The organism is Streptomyces sp. F63, assembly GCF_018070345.1.
Classification (GTDB): domain Bacteria; phylum Actinomycetota; class Actinomycetes; order Streptomycetales; family Streptomycetaceae; genus Streptomyces.
Window position 1 is genome coordinate 261996 of the sequence record NZ_JAGPXX010000005.1, and the last position, 23497, is coordinate 285492.

Annotated in this window: 18 protein-coding genes and 1 pseudogene; 13 read left to right on the top strand and 6 right to left on the bottom strand. The window is 73.3% G+C overall.

Going from position 1 to position 23497, the window contains the following annotated elements:
• The first annotated feature begins 110 nt into the window (after positions 1–110).
• From gcvH to KBZ10_RS29225, 6 genes and pseudogenes are all read left to right on the top strand, one after another.
• Positions 111–494 carry a glycine cleavage system protein GcvH gene (gcvH, locus tag KBZ10_RS08525; RefSeq protein WP_210986892.1) on the top strand — a complete coding sequence of 128 codons (384 nt, stop codon included), beginning with the start codon at positions 111–113 and terminating at the stop codon, positions 492–494.
• A gap of 32 nt (positions 495–526) precedes the next feature.
• Positions 527–1789 (top strand): serine hydroxymethyltransferase, encoded by a 1263-nt coding sequence (gene glyA / locus KBZ10_RS08530; protein WP_210986893.1) that lies wholly within the window; start codon positions 527–529, stop codon positions 1787–1789.
• 230 nt (positions 1790–2019) lie between these two features.
• The gene (locus KBZ10_RS08535; RefSeq protein ID WP_210986894.1) at positions 2020–3402 is read left to right on the top strand and encodes an L-serine ammonia-lyase; all 1383 of its coding nucleotides are present in this window, start codon (positions 2020–2022) and stop codon (positions 3400–3402) included.
• Positions 3403–3546: 144 nt separating this feature from the next.
• Positions 3547–3696, top strand: a pseudogene (locus tag KBZ10_RS30490) (type IV toxin-antitoxin system AbiEi family antitoxin domain-containing protein); the annotation flags it as partial.
• A gap of 192 nt (positions 3697–3888) precedes the next feature.
• On the top strand, positions 3889–4161 hold the full coding sequence (locus KBZ10_RS29220) for a hypothetical protein (RefSeq protein WP_247701996.1): 273 nt from the start codon (positions 3889–3891) through the stop codon (positions 4159–4161).
• On the top strand, positions 4161–4412 hold the full coding sequence (locus KBZ10_RS29225) for a nucleotidyl transferase AbiEii/AbiGii toxin family protein (RefSeq protein ID WP_247701997.1): 252 nt from the start codon (positions 4161–4163) through the stop codon (positions 4410–4412). Before KBZ10_RS29220 ends, KBZ10_RS29225 begins: the two co-directional genes overlap by 1 nt.
• A 193-nt stretch (positions 4413–4605) precedes the next feature.
• On the opposite strand, the gene KBZ10_RS08550 is transcribed toward KBZ10_RS29225, so the two are convergent.
• The gene (locus KBZ10_RS08550; protein ID WP_210986896.1) at positions 4606–6075 is read right to left on the bottom strand and encodes an ATP-binding protein; all 1470 of its coding nucleotides are present in this window, start codon (positions 6073–6075) and stop codon (positions 4606–4608) included.
• A 255-nt stretch (positions 6076–6330) separates the two neighbouring features.
• On the opposite strand from KBZ10_RS08550, the gene KBZ10_RS08555 reads away from it, so the two are divergent.
• On the top strand, positions 6331–8022 hold the full coding sequence (locus tag KBZ10_RS08555) for an MFS transporter (RefSeq protein ID WP_210986897.1): 1692 nt from the start codon (positions 6331–6333) through the stop codon (positions 8020–8022).
• A gap of 297 nt (positions 8023–8319) precedes the next feature.
• Entirely contained in the window at positions 8320–8685 is a 366-nt protein-coding gene (locus KBZ10_RS08560) for a hypothetical protein (protein ID WP_210986898.1), read from the top strand.
• 319 nt (positions 8686–9004) lie between these two features.
• Here the strand turns inward: KBZ10_RS08560 and KBZ10_RS08565 are convergent, their stop codons facing one another.
• Together KBZ10_RS08565 and KBZ10_RS08570 are read right to left on the bottom strand one after the other, a co-directional pair.
• Entirely contained in the window at positions 9005–10546 is a 1542-nt protein-coding gene (locus KBZ10_RS08565) for a DEAD/DEAH box helicase (protein WP_210986899.1), read from the bottom strand.
• A gap of 443 nt (positions 10547–10989) precedes the next feature.
• Positions 10990–11193 (bottom strand): cold-shock protein, encoded by a 204-nt coding sequence (locus KBZ10_RS08570; protein WP_210986900.1) that lies wholly within the window; start codon positions 11191–11193, stop codon positions 10990–10992.
• Between the two features lie 444 nt (positions 11194–11637).
• Here KBZ10_RS08570 and KBZ10_RS08575 point away from each other — a divergent pair, with 444 nt between their 5' ends.
• On the top strand, positions 11638–11949 hold the full coding sequence (locus KBZ10_RS08575) for a hypothetical protein (protein ID WP_210986901.1): 312 nt from the start codon (positions 11638–11640) through the stop codon (positions 11947–11949).
• 180 nt (positions 11950–12129) lie between these two features.
• Positions 12130–12924, top strand: coding sequence for a GNAT family N-acetyltransferase (locus KBZ10_RS08580; RefSeq protein ID WP_247702051.1), 795 nt, complete (start codon positions 12130–12132; stop codon positions 12922–12924).
• 252 nt (positions 12925–13176) lie between these two features.
• Here the strand turns inward: KBZ10_RS08580 and KBZ10_RS08585 are convergent, their stop codons facing one another.
• From KBZ10_RS08585 to KBZ10_RS08595, 3 genes are all read right to left on the bottom strand, one after another.
• Positions 13177–13683 (bottom strand): ATP-binding protein, encoded by a 507-nt coding sequence (locus KBZ10_RS08585; RefSeq protein ID WP_210986902.1) that lies wholly within the window; start codon positions 13681–13683, stop codon positions 13177–13179.
• A gap of 453 nt (positions 13684–14136) precedes the next feature.
• Positions 14137–14904, bottom strand: a complete 768-nt coding sequence (locus KBZ10_RS08590) for an enoyl-CoA hydratase/isomerase family protein (protein WP_210986903.1) — start codon at positions 14902–14904, stop codon at positions 14137–14139.
• Positions 14905–15047: 143 nt separating this feature from the next.
• On the bottom strand, positions 15048–16229 hold the full coding sequence (locus KBZ10_RS08595) for an Ig-like domain-containing protein (protein ID WP_210986928.1): 1182 nt from the start codon (positions 16227–16229) through the stop codon (positions 15048–15050).
• Positions 16230–16625: 396 nt separating this feature from the next.
• On the opposite strand from KBZ10_RS08595, the gene glgX reads away from it, so the two are divergent.
• From glgX to KBZ10_RS08610, 3 genes are all read left to right on the top strand, one after another.
• Positions 16626–18899 carry a glycogen debranching protein GlgX gene (gene glgX / locus KBZ10_RS08600; RefSeq protein ID WP_374223325.1) on the top strand — a complete coding sequence of 758 codons (2274 nt, stop codon included), beginning with the start codon at positions 16626–16628 and terminating at the stop codon, positions 18897–18899.
• 119 nt (positions 18900–19018) lie between these two features.
• The gene (locus KBZ10_RS08605) at positions 19019–21280 is read left to right on the top strand and encodes an ABC transporter ATP-binding protein (RefSeq protein WP_210986905.1); all 2262 of its coding nucleotides are present in this window, start codon (positions 19019–19021) and stop codon (positions 21278–21280) included.
• Positions 21277–23292 (top strand): ABC transporter ATP-binding protein, encoded by a 2016-nt coding sequence (locus KBZ10_RS08610; protein WP_247701998.1) that lies wholly within the window; start codon positions 21277–21279, stop codon positions 23290–23292. The genes KBZ10_RS08605 and KBZ10_RS08610 overlap by 4 nt, the downstream gene beginning before the upstream one ends.
• Positions 23293–23497: the final 205 nt, after the last annotated feature.

Genomic DNA, 23497 nt, shown 5'->3' on the forward strand with positions numbered 1-23497 from the left:
TTTTCCGCCCTTCCTCCGCTCTCCGACGTTTCCCCCGCAATTCCCCGCCGTCCGTCCCACGTGTCAAGACCCGGCCACGAGCACGCCACCGAATCCAGGAGAATCAGGTCATGAGCAACCCCCAGCAGCTGCGCTACAGCAAGGAGCACGAGTGGCTGTCCGCCGCCGAGGAGGGCGTGTCCACCGTGGGCATCACCTCCCACGCGGCCGACGCGCTCGGTGACGTCGTCTACGTCCAGCTTCCGGAGGCCGGCGACACGGTCACCGCGGGCGAACCCTGCGGTGAGCTGGAGTCGACCAAGTCCGTCAGCGACCTGTACGCGCCGGTCTCCGGCGAGATCACCGAGGTCAACCAGGACGTCGTGGACGATCCCGCGCTGGTGAACTCCGCCCCCTACGAGGGCGGCTGGCTGTTCAAGGTGAAGATCGACGAGAGCGCGGGCGAGCCGGAGCTGCTCTCCGCGGACGAGTACGCGGCCTTCACCGGCAACTGACGCCCCTCCCTGCCACCGATCGGGAAGACCTGATGTCGCTTCTCAACGACTCCCTGCACGAAGTCGACCCGGACGTCGCCGCCGCCGTCGACGCCGAACTCGACCGCCAGCAGTCCACCCTGGAAATGATCGCCTCGGAGAACTTCGCGCCGGTCGCGGTGCTGGAGGCCCAGGGTTCGGTCCTGACCAACAAGTACGCCGAGGGCTACCCCGGCCGCCGCTACTACGGCGGCTGCGAGCACGTCGACGTCGTCGAGCGGCTGGCCGTCGAGCGGATCAAGGAGCTGTTCGGGGCCGAGGCCGCCAACGTCCAGCCGCACTCCGGCGCCCAGGCGAACGCCGCCGCGATGGCCGCCGTGCTCAGCCCCGGGGACACCATCCTGGGCCTGAACCTCGCGCACGGCGGGCACCTCACCCACGGCATGAAGATCAACTTCTCCGGCAAGCTCTACAAGGTGGCCGCCTACCACGTCGACGCCGAGACCGGCCGGGTCGACATGGACCAGGTCGAGCGGCTCGCCAAGGAGGAGCGGCCCAAGCTGATCATCGCGGGCTGGTCCGCCTATCCGCGGCAGCTCGACTTCGCGGCCTTCCGGCGGATCGCCGACGAGGTCGGCGCGTACCTCATGGTGGACATGGCGCACTTCGCCGGTCTGGTGGCCGCGGGCCTGCACCCCTCCCCGGTGCCGCACGCCCACATCGTCACCACCACCACCCACAAGACGCTGGGCGGTCCGCGCGGCGGCGTGATCCTCTCCACGGCCGAACTGGCCAAGAAGATCAACTCGGCGGTCTTCCCCGGCCAGCAGGGCGGCCCGCTGATGCACGTCATCGCGGGCAAGGCCGTGGCCTTCAAGGTCGCCGCGAGCGAGGAGTTCAAGGACCGCCAGCGGCGCACCCTGGCCGGCTCGAAGATCCTCGCGGAGCGGCTGATGGCCGAGGACGTCACCGCGACCGGCGTCTCCGTCCTCTCCGGCGGCACGGACGTCCACCTCGTCCTGGTGGACCTGCGCAACTCCGAGCTGGACGGGCAGCAGGCCGAGGACCGCCTCCACGAGGTCGGCATCACGGTCAACCGCAACGCCGTCCCGAACGACCCGCGCCCCCCGATGGTCACCTCCGGCCTGCGGATCGGCACCCCGGCACTGGCCACCCGCGGCTTCGGCGAGGACGACTTCCGCGAGGTCGCCGACATCATCGCCGAGGCGCTCAAGCCGAGCTACGACGCCGAGGCGCTGCGCGCCCGGGTCTCCGCCCTGACGGTGAAGCACCCGCTGTACCCCGGGCTCAAGTAGCCCGCGCGCTCCGCGGCCCGCCCGACCGGCGGGCCGCGGGGCGGCACGGGGCGGGAACGAGCGGCCCGGCATGCCCGGTTTCCGCCCCGTATATTGCCCTTGGCGGCATCTCATCCCTCGTGCCGCCTCGTGCGCCCCCCATCGCCCGCACCGCCGTCCGGCCCCCCATCCCGTGGACCGCCGGGCGGCCCGTTTCCCCGCCACCACGGGGACGATCCGGGAGTACCACCGTGGCCATCTCCGTCTTCGATCTCTTCTCGATCGGCATCGGACCGTCCAGTTCCCACACCGTGGGCCCGATGCGGGCCGCACGCATGTTCGTCAAGCGGCTGCAGCGGGAGGGCCTGCTGGGCGAGACGGCCTCGGTCCGCGCCGAACTGTTCGGTTCCCTCGGCGCCACCGGCCACGGCCACGGCACCCCCAAAGCCGTCCTGCTCGGCCTGGAGGGCCACGCGCCGCGCACCGTGGATGTGGAGCGGGCCGACGACGAGATCGCCCGCATCCGCTCCACGGGACGGCTGCGGCTCCTCGCCGCCGAGGCCGGCGGCGCCCACGAGATCGGCTTCGACGAGTCCTCCCAGCTCGTCCTGCACCGGCGCCGCTCACTTCCGTACCACGCCAACGGCATGACGCTCACGGCCGCGGACGCCGGGGGCCGGGCCCTGCTGGAGAAGACGTACTACTCCGTCGGCGGCGGCTTCGTCGTCGACGAGGACGCGGTGGGCGAGGACCGGATCAAGCCGGACGACACCGTGCTGAAGTACCCCTTCCGCACCGGCGACGAGCTGCTGCGCCTCTCGCGCGAGACGGGGCTGTCCATCGCGGCCCTCATGCTGGAGAACGAGAAGGCGTGGCGGACGGAGGAGGAGATCCGCGCGGGCCTGCTGGAGATCTGGCGGGTCATGCGCGCCTGCGTGGACCGCGGCCTGTCCCGGGAGGGCATCCTTCCCGGGGGCCTGAAGGTCCGCCGCCGCGCCGCCAACTCGGCCCGCCAGCTCCGCGCCGAGGGCGAGGCCCCGGCCCGCGCCATGGAGTGGATCACGCTTTACGCGATGGCGGTCAACGAGGAGAACGCCGCGGGCGGCCGCGTCGTCACCGCCCCGACCAACGGTGCGGCGGGCATCATCCCGGCCGTCCTGCACTACTACACGCGGTTCGTACCGGGCGCCGACGACGAGGGCGTCGTCCGCTTCCTGCTGGCCGCCGGGGCCATCGGCATGCTCTTCAAGGAGAACGCCTCGATCTCCGGCGCGGAGGTCGGCTGCCAGGGCGAGGTCGGCTCGGCCTGCTCGATGGCCGCGGGCGGCCTCGCCGAGGTCCTGGGCGGCAGCCCGGAGCAGGTCGAGAACGCCGCCGAGATCGGCATGGAACACAACCTCGGCCTGACCTGCGACCCGGTCGGCGGCCTGGTCCAGATCCCGTGCATCGAGCGGAACGGCATGGCCGCCGTGAAGGCGGTGACGGCGGCCCGCATGGCCCTGCGGGGCGACGGCCGCCACCACGTCTCCCTGGACAAGGTCATCAAGACCATGAAGGACACCGGCGCCGACATGAAGGTCAAGTACAAGGAGACCGCGCGGGGCGGCCTGGCGGTGAACGTCATCGAGTGCTGAGGAATCGGCCCCGACCGGCGCGCCCGACATCGGCGCCGCCAGTGCACCCCCTGCCTCCGGTCACAGTCCGGCGCCGAGGGGCCCGGCACACCCACACGTATCAAATCGACCCCCTAAGCAATGAACAGGGGTGCACTTTGATACATGAACCCCGCAGCAGGTCCGCGCTGCCAACGACGGCTGGCGACGCTCCCTCCCACCTTCACGACCGCCCAGGCACGCCAGGCATCGCTCTCGTCCCGCGACCTGGCGGCCTTGGTCACGGATGGAGATGTGGACGAGCTCACGCGCGGCGTCTATCGGCGGGCGGACGCACCGGAGACCGCTCACACGGACCTCCTGGGCGTTTGCAGACGGGCACCTCGCGCCGTCGTATGCGGAGAGTCCGCCCTGGCTCTCCATGAGCTGATCGACGACATCCCCAGTGCGGTGCACATCGCAGTCCCGCGCGGCTCGCGCCGTCCCGCCATCTCTTACCCCCCGACCGTGGTGGCGCAGTACTCGGCGAAGACCTTCGACCTTGGCATCGAACCCTTCGAGGCTGCTCCGGGAGAGGCGATCCCCACGTACGGTGCCGCCCGCAGTGTCGTCGACGCGATGCGGCATCGCGGCAGGATCGGCGAGAGCCTGGCCCTGTCCGCACTCGGTCGTTACCTGCGGCGCAATGGGCGGAGCGGAGTAGGCGAGCTCCAGCACATCGCCCGTGAACTGGACGCGCTCTCCGTGATCCGCCCCGCCGTAGAGGCGGTGCTCGCCTGATGGTCAATCCGACCCGCGACACCGCCGCAGGCCGCGTCTACAACGACCTCCGCAACCTGGCTCGCCGCAGCGGCCGTTCCACGGACGAGGTCATGGTCGAATACGTACGCGAACGCTTCCTCTACCGCCTGGCGACGTCTCCACTCGGCGGCAAGCACTTCGTCCTCAAGGGCGGTCTCCTGCTCGCCCAGTTCGGCGCCCGCCGGATGACCCGCGACATCGACATCCCCGGGCCGCGCGTTCCCCGGTGAGGAAACCGAGATCATCCGACGGATCGCCGCCATCGCTGCCACAGAGGTCGACGATGGCGTGGCATTCGACCCCACCACGCTCAAGACCGTGCCCATCCGCGAAGAGGACGAGTACCACGGTCTGCGGCTGTCCATTGACCCGGCTGGGCTGTCCGCCGGTTCTCTGAGGCGGCCGTAGCCCGGCCGTCGTGGGTCATTCCCCGTGGTAAAGGCGGTCCAGGCCGATCAGTTGGACGGTGGGGTCGTTCTCCGCCAGGTGACGGAGTTCCTCGGTGAAGCCGGTGCCGCTGAAGCAGTGGAGCCTCGTCGCCTCGCTGGCCGAACCACGTGCGGTCAGCAGGCCGCGGATGTGCCGGAGGCGTGCCAGGTGGCCAGCCCCCATCACGTCGCTCCACTTGGCCTCCCCGATGGCGAGCAGCGCCTCGCGACCGTCACCGTTCTCGCCGTGAACGGCGACATCGACCTCGTGGCTGGTTCTGGCGGCGGGGTCGTTGACCGTGCCGCCGGCCACTCGCGTCACATGACCGCCATGGGTCTCGGGCGCAGCGTGCCAACGGGCCCATTCCCGGCAGACCTGCTCGAAGTGCGGGCCGACGACCTTGCTGAGGAAGGTGGTCCGCGCGCGGCGCCACACGCCGGGCGCGCGCCCCGGGCGTTCCAAGTCGCCCCAGGCCGGACGCATGACCGCGTGGTAGAAGGTGACCAGCGGTTCGGCAATGCGGTACGCCGAGCGGTTGCGGCGGAAGGCATCCGCTTCGTGCGTGATCATGCCGACGTCCTGGAGCACGCTCAGCGGATGTGCGAGATCGGTGGCTTTGCGGCCCAGGTAGTCGGCGATACCGCCACGGGCGGCGTTGCCCGCGGCGATGGCGGCCAGTACGGAGTGGTACAGAGCGGTGTCGTGGAGTTCGGGCTCTTCGGCAAGAAGGTAGCGGGCCTCCCGGAAGAGCGGGCGCGCCGGGTTGAGCACGGCGCGGGAGACCCAGTCGTCGAAGTCGTCCGGCCCGGCGGGGGTGTCGCCCTGGGTGAACTCGCGGCGGTAGGCAGGTGTGCCGCCCACGACGGCGTTGGTCAGCAGCGCGGTACGCGGGTCGGTGATCTGCCAGAACTCGGCCGCGAGACGGAAATCCAGGGTGGGGACCCCGAGTTCGAGCCCCGCGCGGCCGCGCAGCGGAGCGTTTCCGGACAGCAGCCTTCCCATGAAGGACAGCGCCGAACCGCACAGCAACAGGCGTACAGGGGTGTTGGTGTGCTGGGCGGCGGGGTCCAGGGCCCGCTGGATGATGGAAGGCAGAGAAGGCGAAGCCTTGGCCAGGAAGGGGAACTCGTCGATCACCGCCACCGTCGGGCTGTCCGTTTCAGCGATGCGCAGGAGTTCGGTTACGGCCTCGTCCCAGTGGGCGAAGCGGAACGGGGTGGGCTGGCCGCGATAGCGGGCCAGCGCCTCGCCGAACTGACGCAGGGCGTCGGCCTCCGTGGTCTCCGTGGCGGTGTACATGAAGCCGCCGGTGGCACGGGTGACGGCATCGAGCAGGAAGGTCTTTCCCTGCCTTCGGCGGCCGGAGACCACACCGAGCGTGGCCCTCGGACCGGGCAGGGCTGCGAACCGCGTCAGCTCGGCCCACTCGAACTCGCGGTCGAACATCTCGGCAGGCTTGTCCATAGGGCCCCACATTGTATAGATGCAGTTATTATAACCGCTCTCATCAAAGAGGTCTGAGGTCCGCGCCGCAGGCACCGGACCCCAGCCCGCCGCCACCGGGAGAACACGAGTGGCGCGCTCCCGGCGGGCCCCTCGCGGCGCGGCTTCCGCACAGCGGGGTGCGTCAACACCCCCGGCAGCATTGCCCTTTGCCATCACCGACCGGCCCGTCATAGCGTCGAAGCCGCTCGAACGACGGTCCGACGGGGGATGAGGATGACCGAACACGTTCCGGTGACCACGGGGACGGAAGCGGACGCTGACGCGCGCAGGCGGCGGCGCGAGGGGAACACGCTGCTCGCGGCCATGCTGACCAATGGCCCGAACGAACTCATCGATTTCGTCCTGCCGTTGTGGGCCGGGGCGGCCATCGGGCTGAGCGCCACCGAGGTCGGCGTGCTGCTGGCCGTCGAGATGGTCTTGTCGATGCTCTTCCGACCGGTCGCCGGTGTGCTGGCCGACACCGTCGAACGCCGGTACGTGGCCGCGGCGGGAGCCGCGCTCTACGGCGTCTCGGCCGCCGGCTACGCGCTCGCGCAGAGTGCCCCCGTCGCCTACGCGGCCGCCGCCGTCGGCGGTGTGGGCGGCGCGCTGCTGTGGGTGAGCGTCCGGGCGATCGTCAGCGAACGGCTCGCGGAGGACTCCGCGGTCTTCCCCCGGCTGCTGTCCTCCCAGGAGACCGGCGCCTGGGTGGCGTTCATCGCCGGTCTGACGCTGATCGGCCTCATCGGCTACACCGGCGTCTTCCTCGCCTGCGCTGCGGCGTGCGCGGCCGCCGCGGTGCTGCTGCTGGTCTCGCCCCGGAGGCCCGGGCACCCGCGGACCGTCGTGGAAGGCACGGAAGGCACGGAAGGAGAAACAGCGGAGGGAACGGCCGCGGCCGGTCTCGGCGCCGTGGAACGCAGGCTGCGGCCCATGCTGCTCGCCGTGGTGCTGACGATGACGGCCGAGTCCGCCGTCTCCCTGCTGCTGCTCCTGCACCTGCAGCGCGGCTTCGGCCTGGAGATCGGCGAGATCGCGTATGTGTTCCTGCCCGGTGCCATCGCCATGAGCGTCGCCGCCGAACACCTGCACAGGTATGTGGTGCGGTTCGGCCGCTCGCGGGTGCTGATGGCCGCCTCGCTCTCCAGCGCGGCCTTCGCCGTCGGGCTGGCGTGGGCGCCGAACCCGTTCGTGATCGCGGGACTGTGGATCCTCAGCGGGCTGGCCTGGGCGGCCGTCATCCCGATCGGGCAGGCGGTGATCGCCGAGGCGTCGGGCGAACAGGCCGGCCGCGGGATGGGGGTGTACGAATCGGCGCGCCTGCTGGGGGCCCTGACCGGGGCGCTGGCGGCGGGTGCGCTCTACGACGGCGTCAACTGGACCGCCGCCTGCCTCGTCGCGGCGGTGCCCCTGCTGGCCGGGGCGGTGGTCGTGCCGCGCGCCGTGCGGAGGCTCGGGGTCGCCGACGTCCCACCCCCGGCGCCGGAGCGGCCGGGACGGCCGGAGAAGCCGCAGGCGTCGGTCGCGGCGGACGGTGCGTCCGGAGCGGAGAGCCGGGCGGAGGCGGGCACGAAGACGGCGGCGACGCAGCGGCGGCCCGGGCGGGAGGAGAAGGGGAAGCAGAAGACGCCCCGGCAGATCCGGCGTGAACTGGGCCTGCACGCCGCGCTGTTCGCGGGGGCCCAGCTCGTCCTGCTCGTCGTCGGCCTGTCCTGGCTGAGGGACCTGCTCACCGGGGACTTCGGCGAACTGCTGCTCAGCGGCGGCAGAGTGCAGGACTCGCCCGTCACCGGCCTGCTCTACGGCGCGGGCCGGCTGTGGACGTTCATCCTGATCGGGGACGCCCTCTGGCAGGGCGGCAGGCTTCTCGTCCTGACGATCCGCCGCCCCTCCCCGGAAAGCCCGTCCCGCTCCTCCAGCGACTGAGCCCGGCCAGGGGCGGGACCGTGGTCACCCGTTGCCGGCGGGCCCGCCCTGCTGCGCACGTTACCGCTGACGGCCGCCGGTTGACGGCGGTTTGGTTGTGGCCGTGCGGGCGCCGGGAACCGGCCGCACACGTCGAGCGGCCGTCCTCCGGCCGGGCCCCCGCCCCCGTGCCGCCCCGACGGGACCCGTCCGTCGCGGTGATCCGGGTGCGCTCCCGGCCCCGCCCGGCCGCCGTCCCGCTTCCGGCGGTACCCGCACCCGCCTGCGCCGGGCGCCCGCGCTGTAGAGTCAGCGCCTATGTCGAACCCCGATGATCTGCTGGTTGACATCGCCACCACCGTGGAGTCCGAGCAGAGCAATCAGATGTCACTCACCGTCGTCGTTCCCGGAGCCGTCATCACCGGACGCCTCGCCCCCGAGGGCGTGTGGCGCCAGCGGGTGGCCGAGGTGCTGGGAGGCTCGGACCGGCTGTCGCCGTTCTCGGCCATCTTCACCGCGGACGGCGACCGCAAGCGCAGCGAGCCGCCCACCCATCTGCATCTCCACGTGGCCCGGATCCTCCAGGGCAGCGTGGGCATTCCCGAGACCGGCGGGATGTACCGGATCGCCATCAAGGACGTGAGCGCCTGGACGGTCGGGGACTTCAGCTACTTCGAGCAGTAGGCCAGGAGGCCGTCCCGGCGTCCGCCGCCCCGCGTCACCGGCTCCGTACGCACGCCGGCGCGCCGCCCCGCGAGCGGCGCCCCGGCCCCGCACGGCCCGTGCCGGGGCGGCCTCCGGCGCTGTTTGTCCCACGCCCCCGTGCCCGGTGGCTCACAGCCCGGGCCCGGCACCGGCGAAGCCCTCGTCACCACACATACGACAGCCCCGGCAGCGGTTCTTCGCTGCCGGGGCTCGCCGTGTCCCCGGAAGGCACCTGACGCCGTTGGGGACGCCGGTGCCTTACGGGGACGTCACACGGAACGCCGTGCGGTGCCCGGTGTCAGGCCGCGCTGCGGCGGGCCGGACGCCGGCGGGCCGCGTCGCCGCCCGGCTGCCGGTCCGAGGAGGCCCGGCGGGAGCGGGAGGGACCGCCGCGCCGCCCGCGGCCCGAGGAGGCACCGCGCTCCTGGCGCTCCGACGCCGGTGTGGTGATGACGACGGGGACGCCCGAGGGCGCCTGCGCGCCGGTGATGCGGGTGAGCTCGGCATCGCCCGAGCGCACCTGCGTGGTCTGCGGGGTGATGCCCGCCAGGGTCATCAGCCGGGTCATCTCCCGGCGCTGGTTGGGCAGGACGAGGGTGACGACGCTGCCGGACTCACCGGCCCGCGCGGTGCGTCCGCCGCGGTGCAGGTAGTCCTTGTGGTCGGTCGGCGGGTCCACGTTGACGACCAGGTCGAGGTTGTCGACGTGGATGCCGCGCGCCGCGACATTGGTGGCGACGAGCACGGTGACGTGCCCGGTCTTGAACCGGCCGAGGGTCCGGGTGCGCTGCGGCTGCGACTTGCCGCCGTGCAGGGCGGCCGCCCTGACCCCGCTCTTCAGCAGGTGGTCGGTGAGCTTGTCCACGGCGTGCTTGGTGTCCAGGAACATGATCACCCGGCCGTCGCGGGCGGCGATCTCCGTCGTCGTCGCGTACTTGTCGGCACCGTGGACGTGCAGCAGGTGGTGCTCCATGGTGGTGACGGCGCCCTGGGACGGGTCGACCGAGTGCACCACCGGGTCGTTCAGGTAGCGGCGCACCAGCAGATCGACGTTGCGGTCGAGGGTGGCGGAGAACAGCATCCGCTGACCGCCGGGCACGACCTGGTCGAGCAGCGCGGTGACCTGCGGCATGAAGCCCATGTCGGCCATCTGGTCGGCCTCGTCCAGCACGGTGATGCCGACCTGGTCCAGCCGGCACTCACCGCGGTCGATCAGGTCCTTGAGCCGTCCCGGGGTCGCCACGACCACCTCGGTGCCGCCGCGGAGCGCGGACGCCTGGCGTCCGATCGACATCCCGCCGACCACGGTGGTGAGCCGCAGCGAGAGGGCCCGGGCGTACGGGGTCAGGGCGTCGGTGACCTGCTGGGCGAGCTCCCGGGTGGGGACGAGGACGAGCGCCAGCGGCCGGCGCGGCTCGGCGCGGCGGCCGACGGCGGCGGTCCGCGTGAGCAGGGCCAGGCCGAAGGCGAGGGTCTTGCCGGAGCCGGTGCGCCCGCGGCCCAGGACGTCGCGTCCGGCCAGGGAGTTCGGCAGGGTCGCGGCCTGGATGGGGAACGGCCGCACCATCCCGAGGCCGGTGAGCGTCTTCAGCACCCCGTCCGGGAGGCCGAGGGCGGCGAAGTCCTCGACGGGCGGGAGCGCCGGAGTGATGGTGACCGGCAGGGCGAACTCCCCCTGCGGGCCGGCGGAGCGGCGGCCGTAGCCGCCGGAACCGCCCGGACGGCCGCCGCCCGAACGGCGCCGGCCCTGGCCGCCGGAGCGTCCGCCGCCGTACGGGGCGGAGCCACCGCCGGTGCGCGGGCGGGAGTAGCGGTCCTGGCTGTGGGCTGTGCGGTTCATGCGAACCTCCTCGACGGGGCGCGTATCGAGGAAATCCCGCAAAGGGCGGTGAGCCGCACGGGGAATCGCAAGAACGAGCCACTGGCATACGGAATAACGGCCGGGCCGGGCATATTTCGGCCGACGCGCTGAATCAACCGGCGGAATCCGGCATGCAACGGCCGGATTGCCGGGAGGTGAAAGAAACGGGTGAACGGCGTACGGAACGGCGCACGGAACACCGCCGGCGCGCGCCGCGATGGAGCACCGTGGCGAGGCGCCGTACCGCGGCGGGGAACCCCGTGGATTCATCCGGTGACGCCGGCCGCCGTCGCGGGACGGCCACCGCCTCGCGGGGCGGTCCGGCCGCCGCGGCGGCCGGACCCCGTACGGCAGAACGAGCTGCGGCCCGCACCCGAAAGGTGCGGGCCGCAGCTCGTCGTCGTGCCGCGCCGGTGTCAGCGTCAGGCGGGAACGATGTTCTCCGCCTGCGGGCCCTTCTGGCCCTGCGTGACGTCGAAGCTCACCTTCTGGCCTTCCTGAAGCTCACGGAAGCCCTGGGCGTTGATGTTCGAGTAGTGGGCGAAGACGTCGGCGCCGCCGCCGTCCTGCTCAATGAAGCCGAAGCCCTTTTCCGAGTTGAACCACTTCACGGTGCCAGTAGCCATAATTTTTTCTCCATTCGGGGCAGTGCCCGGAGGTCCACACCGCGTGAGCCTCCGCGTCGCCGCAATGATTGCCCCGTCCGGAGAAAATTCTCCGGAAATACAAAAGTGCTCCCGGGCCGGAGCCGGCGGGGGCACTTGAAGTCTCTGGGAACCACAACTGCAACTGAGATCGACAGTAGCACGGATACGACCGCTGTGAAGCCCGGAGCAACAGCCGTCACACCGCCCCGAAAAACCCCCGCCCGCAATACCGGAAATCCTTCAGGCGCGGTGGGAGATTTCCTCCCCCGGTGGGATGGCCTCCGGGCGGGCGAACGGCCCCGGCGGACGCGGCCGCCCGGGCCGGAACACCCCCCGGACCTCCGCCGGGGCACCGCCGCACCGCCGGACCTCCGCCGGGCACCGCCGGGGCCGGCTGTCGGCGGAAGCGCTTAGGGTCGCGGCATGGGTTACGCAGACCTGCGCGAGCTCCGTACCGCGCTCAGCACCGCACAGGACATCGCCTTCGGCCTGGACCCCTCGGCGCCCTCCGCCCAGCAGGCGGAGGAGCTCGTCGACGCGCTGCGCCGGGCCCTGGCCTCCGCCACGGCCCTCGTCTCGGAGCACGGCGCCACCGGGTGCGCCCAGCACCCGCGCGGCGCGGTGGACCCGCTGTACGGCGACCCGGAGGATCCGCTGCCGCCCGGCTACGGCAAGTGCCTGCTCTGCAACGACCGCCGCCGCCGCGCCGGTACACAGCACCGCGGCCGCCGCTGAACGGCGCCCCGGGCGGCCCGCGTCACCCGGCCGCGCCCGCGCGGGTGCCGCCCCCGCCGCGCGGGTGCCGGTGCCGCCGGGCACCCGGGCACGCCGTCCCCTCCCGCCGGCTCTCGTGGCTCTCTCGTAGGCTGGACCGCCCGGGAGGAACCCCGGAGGGAGAAGAGAGCCTTGACCGAGATGGACACGGGGACGGAGACGGCGGGCGGCGCCGCCGTCCGCTCCCGCTTCGCCGCCCTGCTGGACGACGCGGCGCGGGGCGTGTTCCCGCCCGCGGACGGCTCGGTGACCGTCCTGCCGCAGCCGAACCCCCGGGACGCGGGCGTGCTGGCCCTCACCGCGCATGCCGTGATCTTCACCGACGAGGACCCGGAGTGGGTCCGGGAGCGGCTGGCGGCCGTGGAGAGCGACCCCCTCGCCGCGCCGCTCTCCGCGCCCTTCCTCGCCGAACTCATGGCCCGCACCGGCCGGCTGGTGAACAACGTCGACTTCATCACCGTCGCGGCGCCGCTGCCGGGTCCGCCGGAGCTCGCGCTGACGGAGATCGCCGACCGGGACCACCCCCGCGTGAGACGGGCCCTCGCCTACCGCGACGCCGTGCGGGTCTGGGCCGCCGACGGCGGGGTGCTCGTCCTCGGCCGGGGGGTCGCGGGCCGCTGGGAGGCGGCCGTCGAGGTGGACGGCACCGCCCGCCGCAAGGGCCTCGGCCGGGCCCTCGCCACCGCGGCCCGGCATCTCGTCCCGGGCGGCGCACCCGTCTGGGCACAGCAGGCGCCCGGTAACGCAGCGAGTGTGCGGGCCTTCCAGGCGGCCGGCTTCCGGCCGGTGGGAGCGGAGGCCCTGCTGGTGGCCCGCGGTCCGGCCGCTCCGGCCGCCCGGGCCTCCGCCGGCCGGGAATCCGGTCCGGCGCGGGTCTCCCTCCCGGCCCCGGCCCCGGCCGCCGGGTCCCGGAACGAGTGGCGCACTTCACCCTGATGCCCGGGCCGTCCTGAGGACTTCACTCCACTCCGCCGCGTTTGTCTCTTTGGACGCGGGTCACCCCGTCTGCCATAGTCGGCACAGCGATCCCTTGACCCGGGCCATCGCACCGAAGTGCCGTGAAGACACCCCCCTCGGCTCCACGGCGGCTCACATCCCGGCACAGCGCACCCGGACAGGCCTCGTGCCCGCCCCGTCGACCGCGGGGCGGCCGGGGCCTCTTCGCGTCCCCGGCCCGGCCCGGCCCGGTCAGCGCTCGGCGATCCGCATCTCGAACCAGGTGGTCTTGCCCAGCGGCCACAGGTCCACTCCCCAGCGGTCGGAGAGGGTGTCCACCAGGAACAGCCCCCGCCCGCTGACGTCCATCTCCCGTACCGGCATCAGGCAGGGCAGCCCCCGGGAGGGATCGCGCAATTCGACCCTGATCCGGCCTCGCCGGCAGTGCATCCGCAGCCCGAACGTCAGGGCGCCGGTGTGGCGTACGGCGTTGCCGACCAGTTCCGAGACGAGCAGCACCACGTTCTCCGCGCAGCGCGGGGAGAGTCCCCACTGCCACACCACGACGGAGTGAGCCAGCCGGCGGGCCTCCCCGGCCGACTCGGGCCGGGAGGGGAACACCACCTCGTCCGCCGTCGGATCGCCCAGGACCCGGAGGGTTTCCAGCGCCCGTTCCTCGCCGGAGGAGAGTGCCCGGCGCGCCGCCGCGGCAGTGCCGCCCGCATGCCGCGGCTGCTCCCCGTTCTCCAGGCCCGCCATGCCCACATGATTGGGGAACGGAGCGCGGTTACGGACTGGTAGCAGTGGATTGCACCGCGTTGGGGTCGCCGTCCCCGGCCGTCTACGCGAACCGGGTGACCGGACGCGGCTCCCGCCTACCGAACCCGCCGTACGGAACCCGCCGCGCCGCGTCCACCGCGCGGCGCCTCTGGACGAGGCCCGCCGCACGCGGCCGGGCGGAAACGGCGCGCCGGCGCGCCGGCCCGGGACGAACCGCCGCCGGGGCCGCCGGCCGCGGGCACCGACGGTCCCGGGAGCCCGGCGGCAGCGCGGGACGGACGGTCCGGGCGCCCGGCCGTGGAGAGCGCGGAGCCACCGCCTCCCCGCCCCAGCGGTGGCCGCGGCCGGGCCCGGCCCTCCCGGACCGGGCGACGCTCGTGTGTTCCGCCGCCCCGGGTCCCGGAGGCCGCCGCGGGCACCGGCACGGAGGGGTCAGGCGAACTTCGCCTTGCCCGGGCCGTCCTCCACGAAGCTGCGCATGCCGGTCTCGCGGTCCTCGGTGGCGAAGAGGCCGGCGAACCAGTTGCGTTCGATGGCCAGGCCGGTGTCCAGGTCCGTCTCCAGACCGGCGTCCACGGACTCCTTGGCGGCGCGCAGCGCGATGGCCGGGCCCTTGGCGAGCCGCGCCGCCCAGGCGTGCGCGGCCTCGTAGACCTCGGCGGCGGGGACGACCTTGTCGACCAGGCCGATGGCGAGCGCCTCCTCCGCCTTCACCTGGCGGCCGGTGAAGATCAGGTCCTTGGCCCGGGACGGGCCGACGAGCCGGGCCAGCCGCTGGGTGCCGCCCGCGCCCGGGATGAGCCCGAGCAGGATCTCGGGCTGGCCGAGCTTGGCGTTGTCGGCGGCGATCCGGATGTCGGCGCAGAGCGCCAGTTCGCAGCCGCCGCCCAGGGCGTACCCGGTGACGGCCGCGACGACCGGCTTGGGGATGCGGGCGATGGCGGTGAAGGAGTCCTGGAGCGCCTTGGAGCGCTTGACCATGGCCGCGTGGTCCATGACCCGCATCTCCTTGATGTCCGCGCCGGCCGCGAACACCTTCTCGCCGCCCCAGATCACGACGGCGCGCACGTCGTCGCGGTCGGTGAGCTCCCCGGCCAGCTCCCGCAGCCGGTCCTGGGTGGCGATGTCCAGGGCGTTCATGGGCGGGCGGTCCAGGCGGACGGTGGCGACGCCCTCGGCGACCTCAAGGTTCACAGTCATGCCCCGCAGGTTAGCGGCCGTTCACGGGGAAGGGCCCGGTGCGCTTGGTCACAGCGGGGCGGATCCGCCGTGTGACCGTGCACGCACCGGGCCCGGTGCCGCCGCGCCCTTGCGGTCCGCGGCCGCGGCCGGACGACCGCCGGCTACTGCGGGGCCTTCCACTCGTCCCAGTCCATGTTCCAGCCGTTGAGGCCGTTGTCCGGCTGGATCTGCTTGTCCTTGGAGTTCTTCACGATCACGACGTCGCCGAGGAGCGAGCGGTCGAAGAACCAGGCCGCGGGGGTGGACTTGACGCCGCCGCCGCGGGCGTCGAAGAGGCCGACGCAGCCGTGGCTGACGTTGGCCGAGCCGAACGTGCCCTGCCCGGCCCAGTAGTTGCCGTGGATGAAGGTGCCCGAGGTGGAGAGGCGCATCGCGTGGGAGACGTCCTCGATGTCGTACTCGCCGCCGAAGCCGACCGTGGCGCCGTCCATCCGCGTCATCTTGTGCTTCTCGCTGATCACCATCTGCCCGTTGTAGGTGGGCGTGGCGGGGGCGCCGGCCGTGATGGGCAGGGTTTTGATCACCTTGCCGTCCCGTTTGACCGTCATCTTCTTGGTCTTGACGTCGACGACGCTGACCTGGCTGCGGCCCACGGTGAACTTCACGGTCTTGGACTGCTCGCCGTAGACCCCCGGGCGGCCCTCGACACCGTCCAGGTTGAGCTTGAGCGTCACCTTCGTGCCCTTGGCCCAGTACTTTTCCGGCCGGAAGTCCAGCCGGTCGTTGCCGAACCAGTGGCTCTCGACGGGCACCGACGGGCTGGCCTCGACCTCGATGGCCCGCTCCACGGCGGCCGGGTCGGTGATGCCGCGGCTGAAGCGGATCGACACCGGCATCCCGACCCCGACCGTGGAGCCGTTCTCCGGTGTGAAGTAGCCGATGAAGGTGTTCTCCGGCACGAAGGTCGTGAACCTCGCGTGCCCGGCGGCCTCCCGGCCCTCGGAGTCCTCGGCCACCGCGTCGACGGTGTACTCGGTGGCGGAGCCCAGGTGGCCGGTCGGCTTCCAGACGCTGCCGTCCCCGCTCACCTTGCCGGCGACCTTGTTGCCCTTGTCGTCCTTGACCGTGACGGAGGTCAGCTTCCCCTTCTCCGCGGTCACCTTGAGCACGCCGTTGGTGACCACGTCGTCGGCGCCGTCCTTGGGCGTGATCTTCACGACGGCCCGTGACGGCTTGGTGTCCACCGAGCCGGGCTTGCCGTCCTGGCCGCCGTCCGCCTTCTTGTCCTCACCGCACGCACTGGCCCCCAGGACCAGCAGGCCGGCCGCCAGAACCCCCGCCATACGCCGCGTCGTCTTCACTGTTGTCTCCCCTCGCGCGGCCGCCCACCCCATGGACCGGGCCGCATCCCCCTGCGCGCGATGAGCCGGCGCGCATGCCGATCAGAAAACCACATGAAGGGCCGCCGCGGTCCGTTCCGCCGTGTCACGGATCCGTCCCAAAAGCCGAGATGACGCGGGTACGTGAGGGCTGCCCGCCGAGCGGGCAGACATGCACGGAAGGGCCACGGCGCCCGGGGCGCGGCAGGGACGCCGCGCGCACCCGCGCGCCGTGACCGCCAGCGCCCTCCCGGCAGCCGCGCCGCGACGGGAGGCATGCCGCGAGCCGCCGGAGGCCACCACGTGTCGAGCGCAGCCGAGGAGCGGGAGGAGCGCCGGCCCGGACGGGAGGAGGGCCCGGTGCCGCTGCCCGCCGTGAACGGACACCGGCCCGCCGGCGCGCCGCCCTCCGTGGCGCCACCGGTGTGGCCGGGCAGTCCCGCACCGCTGGGCGCGCGCTTCCACATCGGGCCGGGCGGGGTTCCGGGCACCAACTTCGCCCTCTGGGCGGGCGGTGCGGAGGCGGTGGACGTCTGCCTGTTCGACGACGGCGGGTCGGAGGCCCGGTATCCGCTGACCGAGCTGACCCATGGGATCTGGCACGGCTTCCTCCCCGGCGTGCGCCCAGGACAGCGGTACGGCTTCCGGGTACACGGCCGCTGGGACCCGTGGACGGGAGCCCGCTGGAATCCGGCCAAGCTGCTGCTCGACCCCTACGCCCGCGCGGTGGACGGGGAGTTCGCCGCTCCGCGCGGCGCCGCACCGGGCAGCGGCGGAGACGGCGGCGGAGACGGCCGGATGCCGGCCGCCGTCCACGGACACGTGCGCGACTGGCCGGAGCAGCACGTGGCGGACACCGTCCGCGACGACCGCGACTCCGCCCCGTACGTCCCCAAGGGCGTGGTGGTCGACGAGGCGCCCGGCGACGAATGGGCCGACGACCGCCGCCCGAAGACCCCCTGGGCCGATTCGGTCATCTACGAGCTGCACGTCCGCGGTTTCACCATGCGGCACCCCGGGGTGCCCGAACACCTGCGCGGCACCTACGCCGGGCTGGCCCACCCGGCGGCCGTCGGGCACCTGACCGAACTCGGGGTGACGGCCGTCGAACTGCTGCCCGTCCACCAGTTCGCCCACGAGGACCATCTGCTCCGCCGCGGCCTGCGCAACCACTGGGGCTACAACTCCGTCGGGTACTTCGCGCCGCACGCCGCGTACGCCGCCTCCGGCACCCGCGGTGAGCAGGTCGGCGAGTTCCGGCGGATGGTGCGCGCCCTGCACGCCGCCGGTATCGAGGTGATCCTCGACGTCGTCTACAACCACACCGCCGAGGGGGGCGAACTCGGCCCGACCCTCTCGCTGCGCGGCATCGACAACGCCGGCTACTACCGCCTCCAGCACGATCCGCGCCGCTACGCCGACTACACCGGCTGCGGCAACACCCTCCACGTCGTCCAGCCCCAGGTGCTCCGCCTGATCACCGACTCGCTGCGCTACTGGGTGACCGAGATGGGCGTGGACGGATTCCGCTTCGACCTCGCCGCCGCCCTCGCCCGCTCCATGCACGACGTCGACATGCTGTCGCCCTTCCTCGCCGTCATCGCCCAGGACCCGGTGCTGCGCCGCGTCAAGCTCATCGCCGAGCCGTGGGACGTCGGCGCGGGCGGCTACCAGGTCGGCGCGTTCCCGCCGCTGTGGACGGAGTGGAACGACCGCTACCGCGACACCGTGCGCGACTACTGGCGCGGCGCGCTGCCCGCCCTCCGCGACCTCGGCTACCGCCTCTCGGGCTCCAGCGACCTCTACGCCTGGGGCGGCCGCCGCCCGTACGCCTCCGTCAACTTCGTCACCGCGCACGACGGCTTCACCCTGCGCGACCTCGTCAGTTACGAGCGGAAGCACAACGAGGCCAACGGCGAGGACAACCGCGACGGCACCGACGACAACCGCTCCTGGAACTGCGGCACCGAGGGGGAGACCGGCGACCCCGCCGTCACGGCGCTCCGCCGCCGGCAGCTGCGCAATCTGATGACCACGCTGCTGCTCTCCACCGGGGTACCGATGCTGGTCGCCGGTGACGAGATGGGCCGGACCCAGGGGGGCAACAACAACGCCTACTGCCAGGACAACGAGACCGGCTGGGTCGACTGGTCGCTGCCCGGCGTCCCGGAGTGGCGGGAACTGCGCGCGCTGACCGCACGGTTGACGGCGCTGCGCCGCGCCCACCCCGTGCTGCGCCGCCGGGCCTTCTTCTCCGGGCGCCCGCAGGGGCCCGACGGGCTGCGCGACCTCGCCTGGTTCACCCCGGAGGGACGTGAGATGACCGAGACCGACTGGCACGCGCCGGCCGCCACCCTGGGGATGTACCTCTCCGGACGCGACATCCCCGGCCGGGACGAGCGCGGCGGCCCGGTGACGGACGACAGCTTCCTGGCCGTGCTGCACGCCGGCCACGAGCCCCTGCCGTTCACCCTGCCCGGTCCGCCCTGGGCGGAGCGGTACGAGCTGCTGGTGGACACCTCCCGCGAGGACCAGACCGGGCCGCCGGGCACCCGCCACCCGGCCGGTACGGCGGTGACGCTGCCGCCGCGCTCCGTCCGGCTGTTCAGGGTGCTCCACCGGCCCGGGGGCTGACGGGTCCGGCGCCCGCACCGCCGCCCGGGCGACCGGGTCGCCGCGGGCCCGCCCGAAGCTTTGGCCATGACCGAAAACGGGATGAGACCTGTCAGTGGCCCGCCGTAGTCTCCTCGGTGATGCCTCCTCCCACCGACTCCGCCGCAGCCCTCACCGCCCCCGCGGCCCCGGCCGCCCTGACGGAACCGCAGACTCCACAGGACGGCCCGGAGGCCGTGGAGCGCGCCGGCGAGCCGCCCGCCCCCCGCAGGTCCACCGTCCGCACCCTGCTGCGGCTGTGGCCGTACGTCCGCCCGGTGCGGGCGCGGCTGTTCACGGCCGCCGGGGTCGCCGTCACCGCCTCCTGCCTGGGGCTGGTCATCCCACTCGTCCTCAAGTGGATGGTGGACGGCCCGGTCGCCGCCGGGGATCCGGGCGGCGTCTGGCTCGGCGGCGGGCTGCTGTTCCTCCTGGGCATCACCGAGGCCGGGCTGTTCGGGCTGCGGCGCTGGCTGGTGGCCCGCCCGCTGGCCGGCGTCGAGGCGGCCATGCGTGCGAACCTCTACCGCCGCCTGCAGCGGCTGCCGGTCGCCTTCCACGACCGCTGGCCCTCCGGTCAGCTGCTGTCCCGCGCCACCACGGACCTGCAGCTGCTCCGCATGTTCCTGGCCTTTCCGCTGACCTTCCTGCTGGTCAACTCGGTGACCATCCTGGCCGGCTGCGCGATCCTGCTGAGCCAGGAGTGGACGCTCGGCCTGGTGCTGCTCGCCCCCGTCCTGCCGCTGGTGGTGCTGTGCTCGCTCTTCGAGGCCCGGTACTCCCTCGCCGCCCGCACCGCCCGCGACCAGGTCGGCGATCTGACGACCGTCGTCGAGGAGGGCGTGCTCGGCATCCGGGTCATCAAGGGCTTCGGACGGCATCGCAGCCAGGCCCGGGCCTTCCGCGAGCTGAGTGACAGGCTGCGCGGCACGGAGCTGTACAAGGCGCGGCTGCTCGCCGGGCTGCTCGCCGTCATCGTGACCCTGCCCGAACTGGCGCTCGGGGCGGCCCTGGTGCTGGGCACGGTGCAGGTGTCGGAGGGCACGCTGTCGGCGGGCACGCTGGTGGCCTTCCTGTCGACGGCCCTGGCGCTGCGCTGGCCGGTGGAGTCCATCGGCTTCCTGCTGGCGATGAGCCAGGACTCGGCGACGGCCACGGAACGCCACTTCGAGGTGGTGGACACCCCGCTCCCGGAGGACACCGCCGGCCCGGAAGGGGCGGCGGCGGTGTCGGCGGGCTCCGACGGCCGCCCCGGAGACGGGCCCGGGCCCGTCTCCAGCCCCGTTCCCGGCCCGGAGAAATCTCCGGCGTCCGCGGAGTCCGCGCCGTCCGGAGAGGCCCGTGCGGCGGAGACCCCGCCGGCCGCTCCCGGCGGCCCCGGGCCCGCCGTCCGCCAGGAGCCCGAGCAGCGCTCCCGGGCCGGCGCCCCGACCCCGGCGCCGTCCTCCGCACCCGCACGGGCATCGACCGCGACCGCGACCGCGACCGCGACCGCGGACGGACTCCGGTTCGAGAACGTCGAGTTCCGCTATCCCGACGCCCCGGCCGGCGCCCCCGCCACCCTCCGCGGCGTCGATCTGCACATCCGCCCCGGCGAGACCATGGCCCTCGTGGGGGCCACCGGCAGCGGCAAGACGACACTCACCGCCCTCGTTCCCCGCCTCTACGAGGTGACAGGTGGCCGGATCACCCTGGACGGCACCGACATCGCCCGGCTCCCGAGGACCCGGCTGCGGGAGCTGATCGCCGTCGCCTTCGAGGACCCGACCCTCTTCTCGGCGACCGTCGGCGAGAACGTCCTGATGGGCGCGGACGGCGCCGGGGAGGAGCAGCTGAACCGCGCCCTGGCGGTCGCACAGGCGGAGTTCGCGCACGCCCTCCCGCACGGGGTCCGCACCCAGGTCGGCGAGCAGGGGCTGAGCCTCTCCGGCGGCCAGCGGCAGCGGCTCGCGCTGGCCAGGGCCGTCGTCGGCGATCCCCGCTTCCTGGTCCTGGACGACCCGCTGTCCGCTCTCGACGTGCACACCGAGGCACTGGTCGAGGCGGCGCTGCGGCGCATCCTCTCCGGCACCACGGCACTGGTCGTCGCCCACCGCCCGTCGACAGTCCTGCTCGCCGACCGGGTCGCCCTGCTGTCCGGCGGGCGGATCACCGCCGTCGGCACCCACCGGGACCTGCTGCGCCGCGAACCGGAGTACCGCACCCTGATGTCCGGGGATCCGGCCGGCGGCCCGCCGGAGCACGCGCCCGGCAAGGGCTCTCCGCACGGGGGTGCGCACAGCGGTGCGCCCAGCAGTGCGCCCACCGGTGCTGTCCCGACCCACCGCGGCCCCGCCGGGGCGGATGGAGGTACCCACCGATGACCGCTCCGGCCTCCGAACGCACCGACGGCGATCCCGAAGGGGCCGGCGACGGCCGGTCCGCGACCGCCGCTCCCCCGGCCCCGGCCCCGGTCCCGGCCACCGGTGCCACCGCCGCCGGCGCCCCGGCCGCCGCGCCTCCGGGCTCCTCCGGAACGGCGGAGCCCGGCGCGCCCGGCACCACCCCCGCCGCCACCGCCGCCGCCCAGGTGGCCCCCGAAACCCCCGACTCGTTCGACCGCGACACGCTGCCCGCGCCCCCGGGTGCCGCGCGGGCGCTGCTCCGCTCGCTGCTGCGTCCCGGCCGCCGCCGGGTGGCCGTCGCGGCCGTCCTGCTGCTGCTCAAGGAGGCGGCGGTCCAGGCCGGCCCGCTGCTCGTCGCGTTCGCCATCGACCGAGCCGTGCCCGCCGTCCGCTCCGGCGACCACGGCCCGCTGACGGCCGTGGCGGTGGCCTATCTGCTCTGTTCCCTCCTCTCCGGCGGCCTCCAGTACGCCTATGTCCTGATCGCCGCCCGGATCAGCCAGGACGTGCTGCTCGATCTCCGCGGCCGGATCTTCCGGCACGCGCAGGCGCTGAGCCTCGACTTCCACGAGCGCTACACCTCCGGCCGCCTCATCTCCCGGGCCACCACGGATGTGGAGTCCCTGCGCGAGCTGCTGAACGAGGGGCTGGAGGAGCTGCTGAGCGTCGCCCTTTCGGTGGTCTACATCTCCGCGCTGCTGCTCTATCTGGACCTGGGCCTGGGCGCCGCCGCGGTGCTCTCCTTCGGCCCGCTGTATCTGCTGATCCGCCGCTTCCGGCGCCGTTCGGAGGTGGTGTACGGCAAGCGTTCGACGGCGATCGCGCGGGTCATCGTGAAGTTCGCGGAGACGATGAACGGGATCCGCCCCGTCCAGGCGTTCCGGCGCGAGGCCGCCAACGACCGGGAGTTCCATGGCTTCAACCACCGCCACGAGCGGGTCAACGGCGACGCGATCCTGGAGATGGCCCGCTATGTGGTCTCCTCGCGGCTGGTCGCCAACACGGTGGTGGCCGTGATCGTGCTCTGGGGCGCCCACCGGGTGGCGTCGGGCGGTCTGGCGCTCGGCGTGCTGGCCGCCGCCGTGCTCTATCTGCGGCGGCTCTACGATCCGATCGACCGGCTCGGCATGTTCCTCAACTCCTACCAGTCGGCGGCGGCTTCGCTGGAGAAGATCGCGGGTCTGCTGGCCCAGCGCCCCACCGTCCCGGAGCCGGCCGAGCCCCGGACGCTGCCGGCGCGGCCGGAGGGCCGGCCCGGCCGGGAGGTGGTCTTCGACGGGGTGCGCTTCGCGTACCGCACCGGAGGTGAGGTACTGCCGCGCTTCGACCTCACCCTGGCGGCGGGCAGCACGACCGCCGTGGTCGGCGCGACCGGGGCGGGCAAGTCCACGCTGGCCAAGCTGCTCGCCCGCTTCTACGACCCGACGGCCGGCCGCGTGCTGCTCGACGGTGTCGATCTGCGGGATCTGGGCGGGGCGGAGCTGCGGCGCGGGGTGGTGATGGTGACCCAGGAGGCGTTCCTCTTCTCCGGCACCGTGGCCGAGAACATCGCGATCGGCCGCCCCGACGCGAGCCGTGCGGAGGTGGAGCGGGCCGCGCGGGCCATCGGCGCCCATGAGTTCATCGCCGCGCTTCCGGAGGGCTACGACACGGACGTCCGCAAGCGCGGTGGCCGGATCTCGGCGGGCCAGCGGCAGCTGGTGGCCTTCGCCCGCGCACTGCTGGCCGACCCGGGGGTGCTGATCCTCGACGAGGCGACGTCCTCGCTGGACGTCCCCGGGGAGCGGGCCGTGCAGCGCGCCATGGAGACGGTGCTCCGGGGCCGTACGGCGGTGGTCATCGCGCACCGGCTGTCCACGGTGGAGATCGCGGACCGGGTGCTCGTGATGGCCGGCGGCCGGCTCGTGGAGGACGGCACCCCGGCCGAACTCATCGGCGCCGAGGGGCGGTTCGCGGAACTGCACCGGGCATGGCTGGAAAGCCTCGCCTGAGACCGGCCACCCGCACACCGACCGATTGTTTTCAGCCACAGCACCATACCCGGCCACCGAGCCGGTGCCGGCATCGCCGGCCGCTCCGCCGGCCCGCCCCGCCTGCCCGTTGTCCGTCTGCCGCCCGCTCGGCGCCTGTCCGTTGCCTGTCGGTTTCTCGTCGATTTCCCGCCGGTTTACCACCGCTTCCTTATGTTTCCGGCCA

Coding starts and splice junctions, on each gene's coding strand:
- KBZ10_RS08585 (WP_210986902.1), bottom strand. CDS start 13,683: ATGGCGGGCCTGGAGAACGGGGAGCAGCCGCGGCATGCGGGCGGCACT.
- KBZ10_RS08595 (WP_210986928.1), bottom strand. CDS start 16,229: ATGGCGGGGGTTCTGGCGGCCGGCCTGCTGGTCCTGGGGGCCAGTGCG.
- KBZ10_RS08570 (WP_210986900.1), bottom strand. CDS start 11,193: ATGGCTACTGGCACCGTGAAGTGGTTCAACTCGGAAAAGGGCTTCGGC.
- glyA (WP_210986893.1), top strand. CDS start 527: ATGTCGCTTCTCAACGACTCCCTGCACGAAGTCGACCCGGACGTCGCC.
- KBZ10_RS08575 (WP_210986901.1), top strand. CDS start 11,638: ATGGGTTACGCAGACCTGCGCGAGCTCCGTACCGCGCTCAGCACCGCA.
- KBZ10_RS08555 (WP_210986897.1), top strand. CDS start 6,331: ATGACCGAACACGTTCCGGTGACCACGGGGACGGAAGCGGACGCTGAC.
- KBZ10_RS08610 (WP_247701998.1), top strand. CDS start 21,277: ATGACCGCTCCGGCCTCCGAACGCACCGACGGCGATCCCGAAGGGGCC.
- KBZ10_RS29225 (WP_247701997.1), top strand. CDS start 4,161: ATGGTCAATCCGACCCGCGACACCGCCGCAGGCCGCGTCTACAACGAC.
- KBZ10_RS08580 (WP_247702051.1), top strand. CDS start 12,130: ATGGACACGGGGACGGAGACGGCGGGCGGCGCCGCCGTCCGCTCCCGC.
- KBZ10_RS08550 (WP_210986896.1), bottom strand. CDS start 6,075: ATGGACAAGCCTGCCGAGATGTTCGACCGCGAGTTCGAGTGGGCCGAG.
- gcvH (WP_210986892.1), top strand. CDS start 111: ATGAGCAACCCCCAGCAGCTGCGCTACAGCAAGGAGCACGAGTGGCTG.
- KBZ10_RS08605 (WP_210986905.1), top strand. CDS start 19,019: ATGCCTCCTCCCACCGACTCCGCCGCAGCCCTCACCGCCCCCGCGGCC.
- KBZ10_RS08565 (WP_210986899.1), bottom strand. CDS start 10,546: ATGAACCGCACAGCCCACAGCCAGGACCGCTACTCCCGCCCGCGCACC.
- KBZ10_RS08560 (WP_210986898.1), top strand. CDS start 8,320: ATGTCGAACCCCGATGATCTGCTGGTTGACATCGCCACCACCGTGGAG.
- KBZ10_RS08590 (WP_210986903.1), bottom strand. CDS start 14,904: ATGACTGTGAACCTTGAGGTCGCCGAGGGCGTCGCCACCGTCCGCCTG.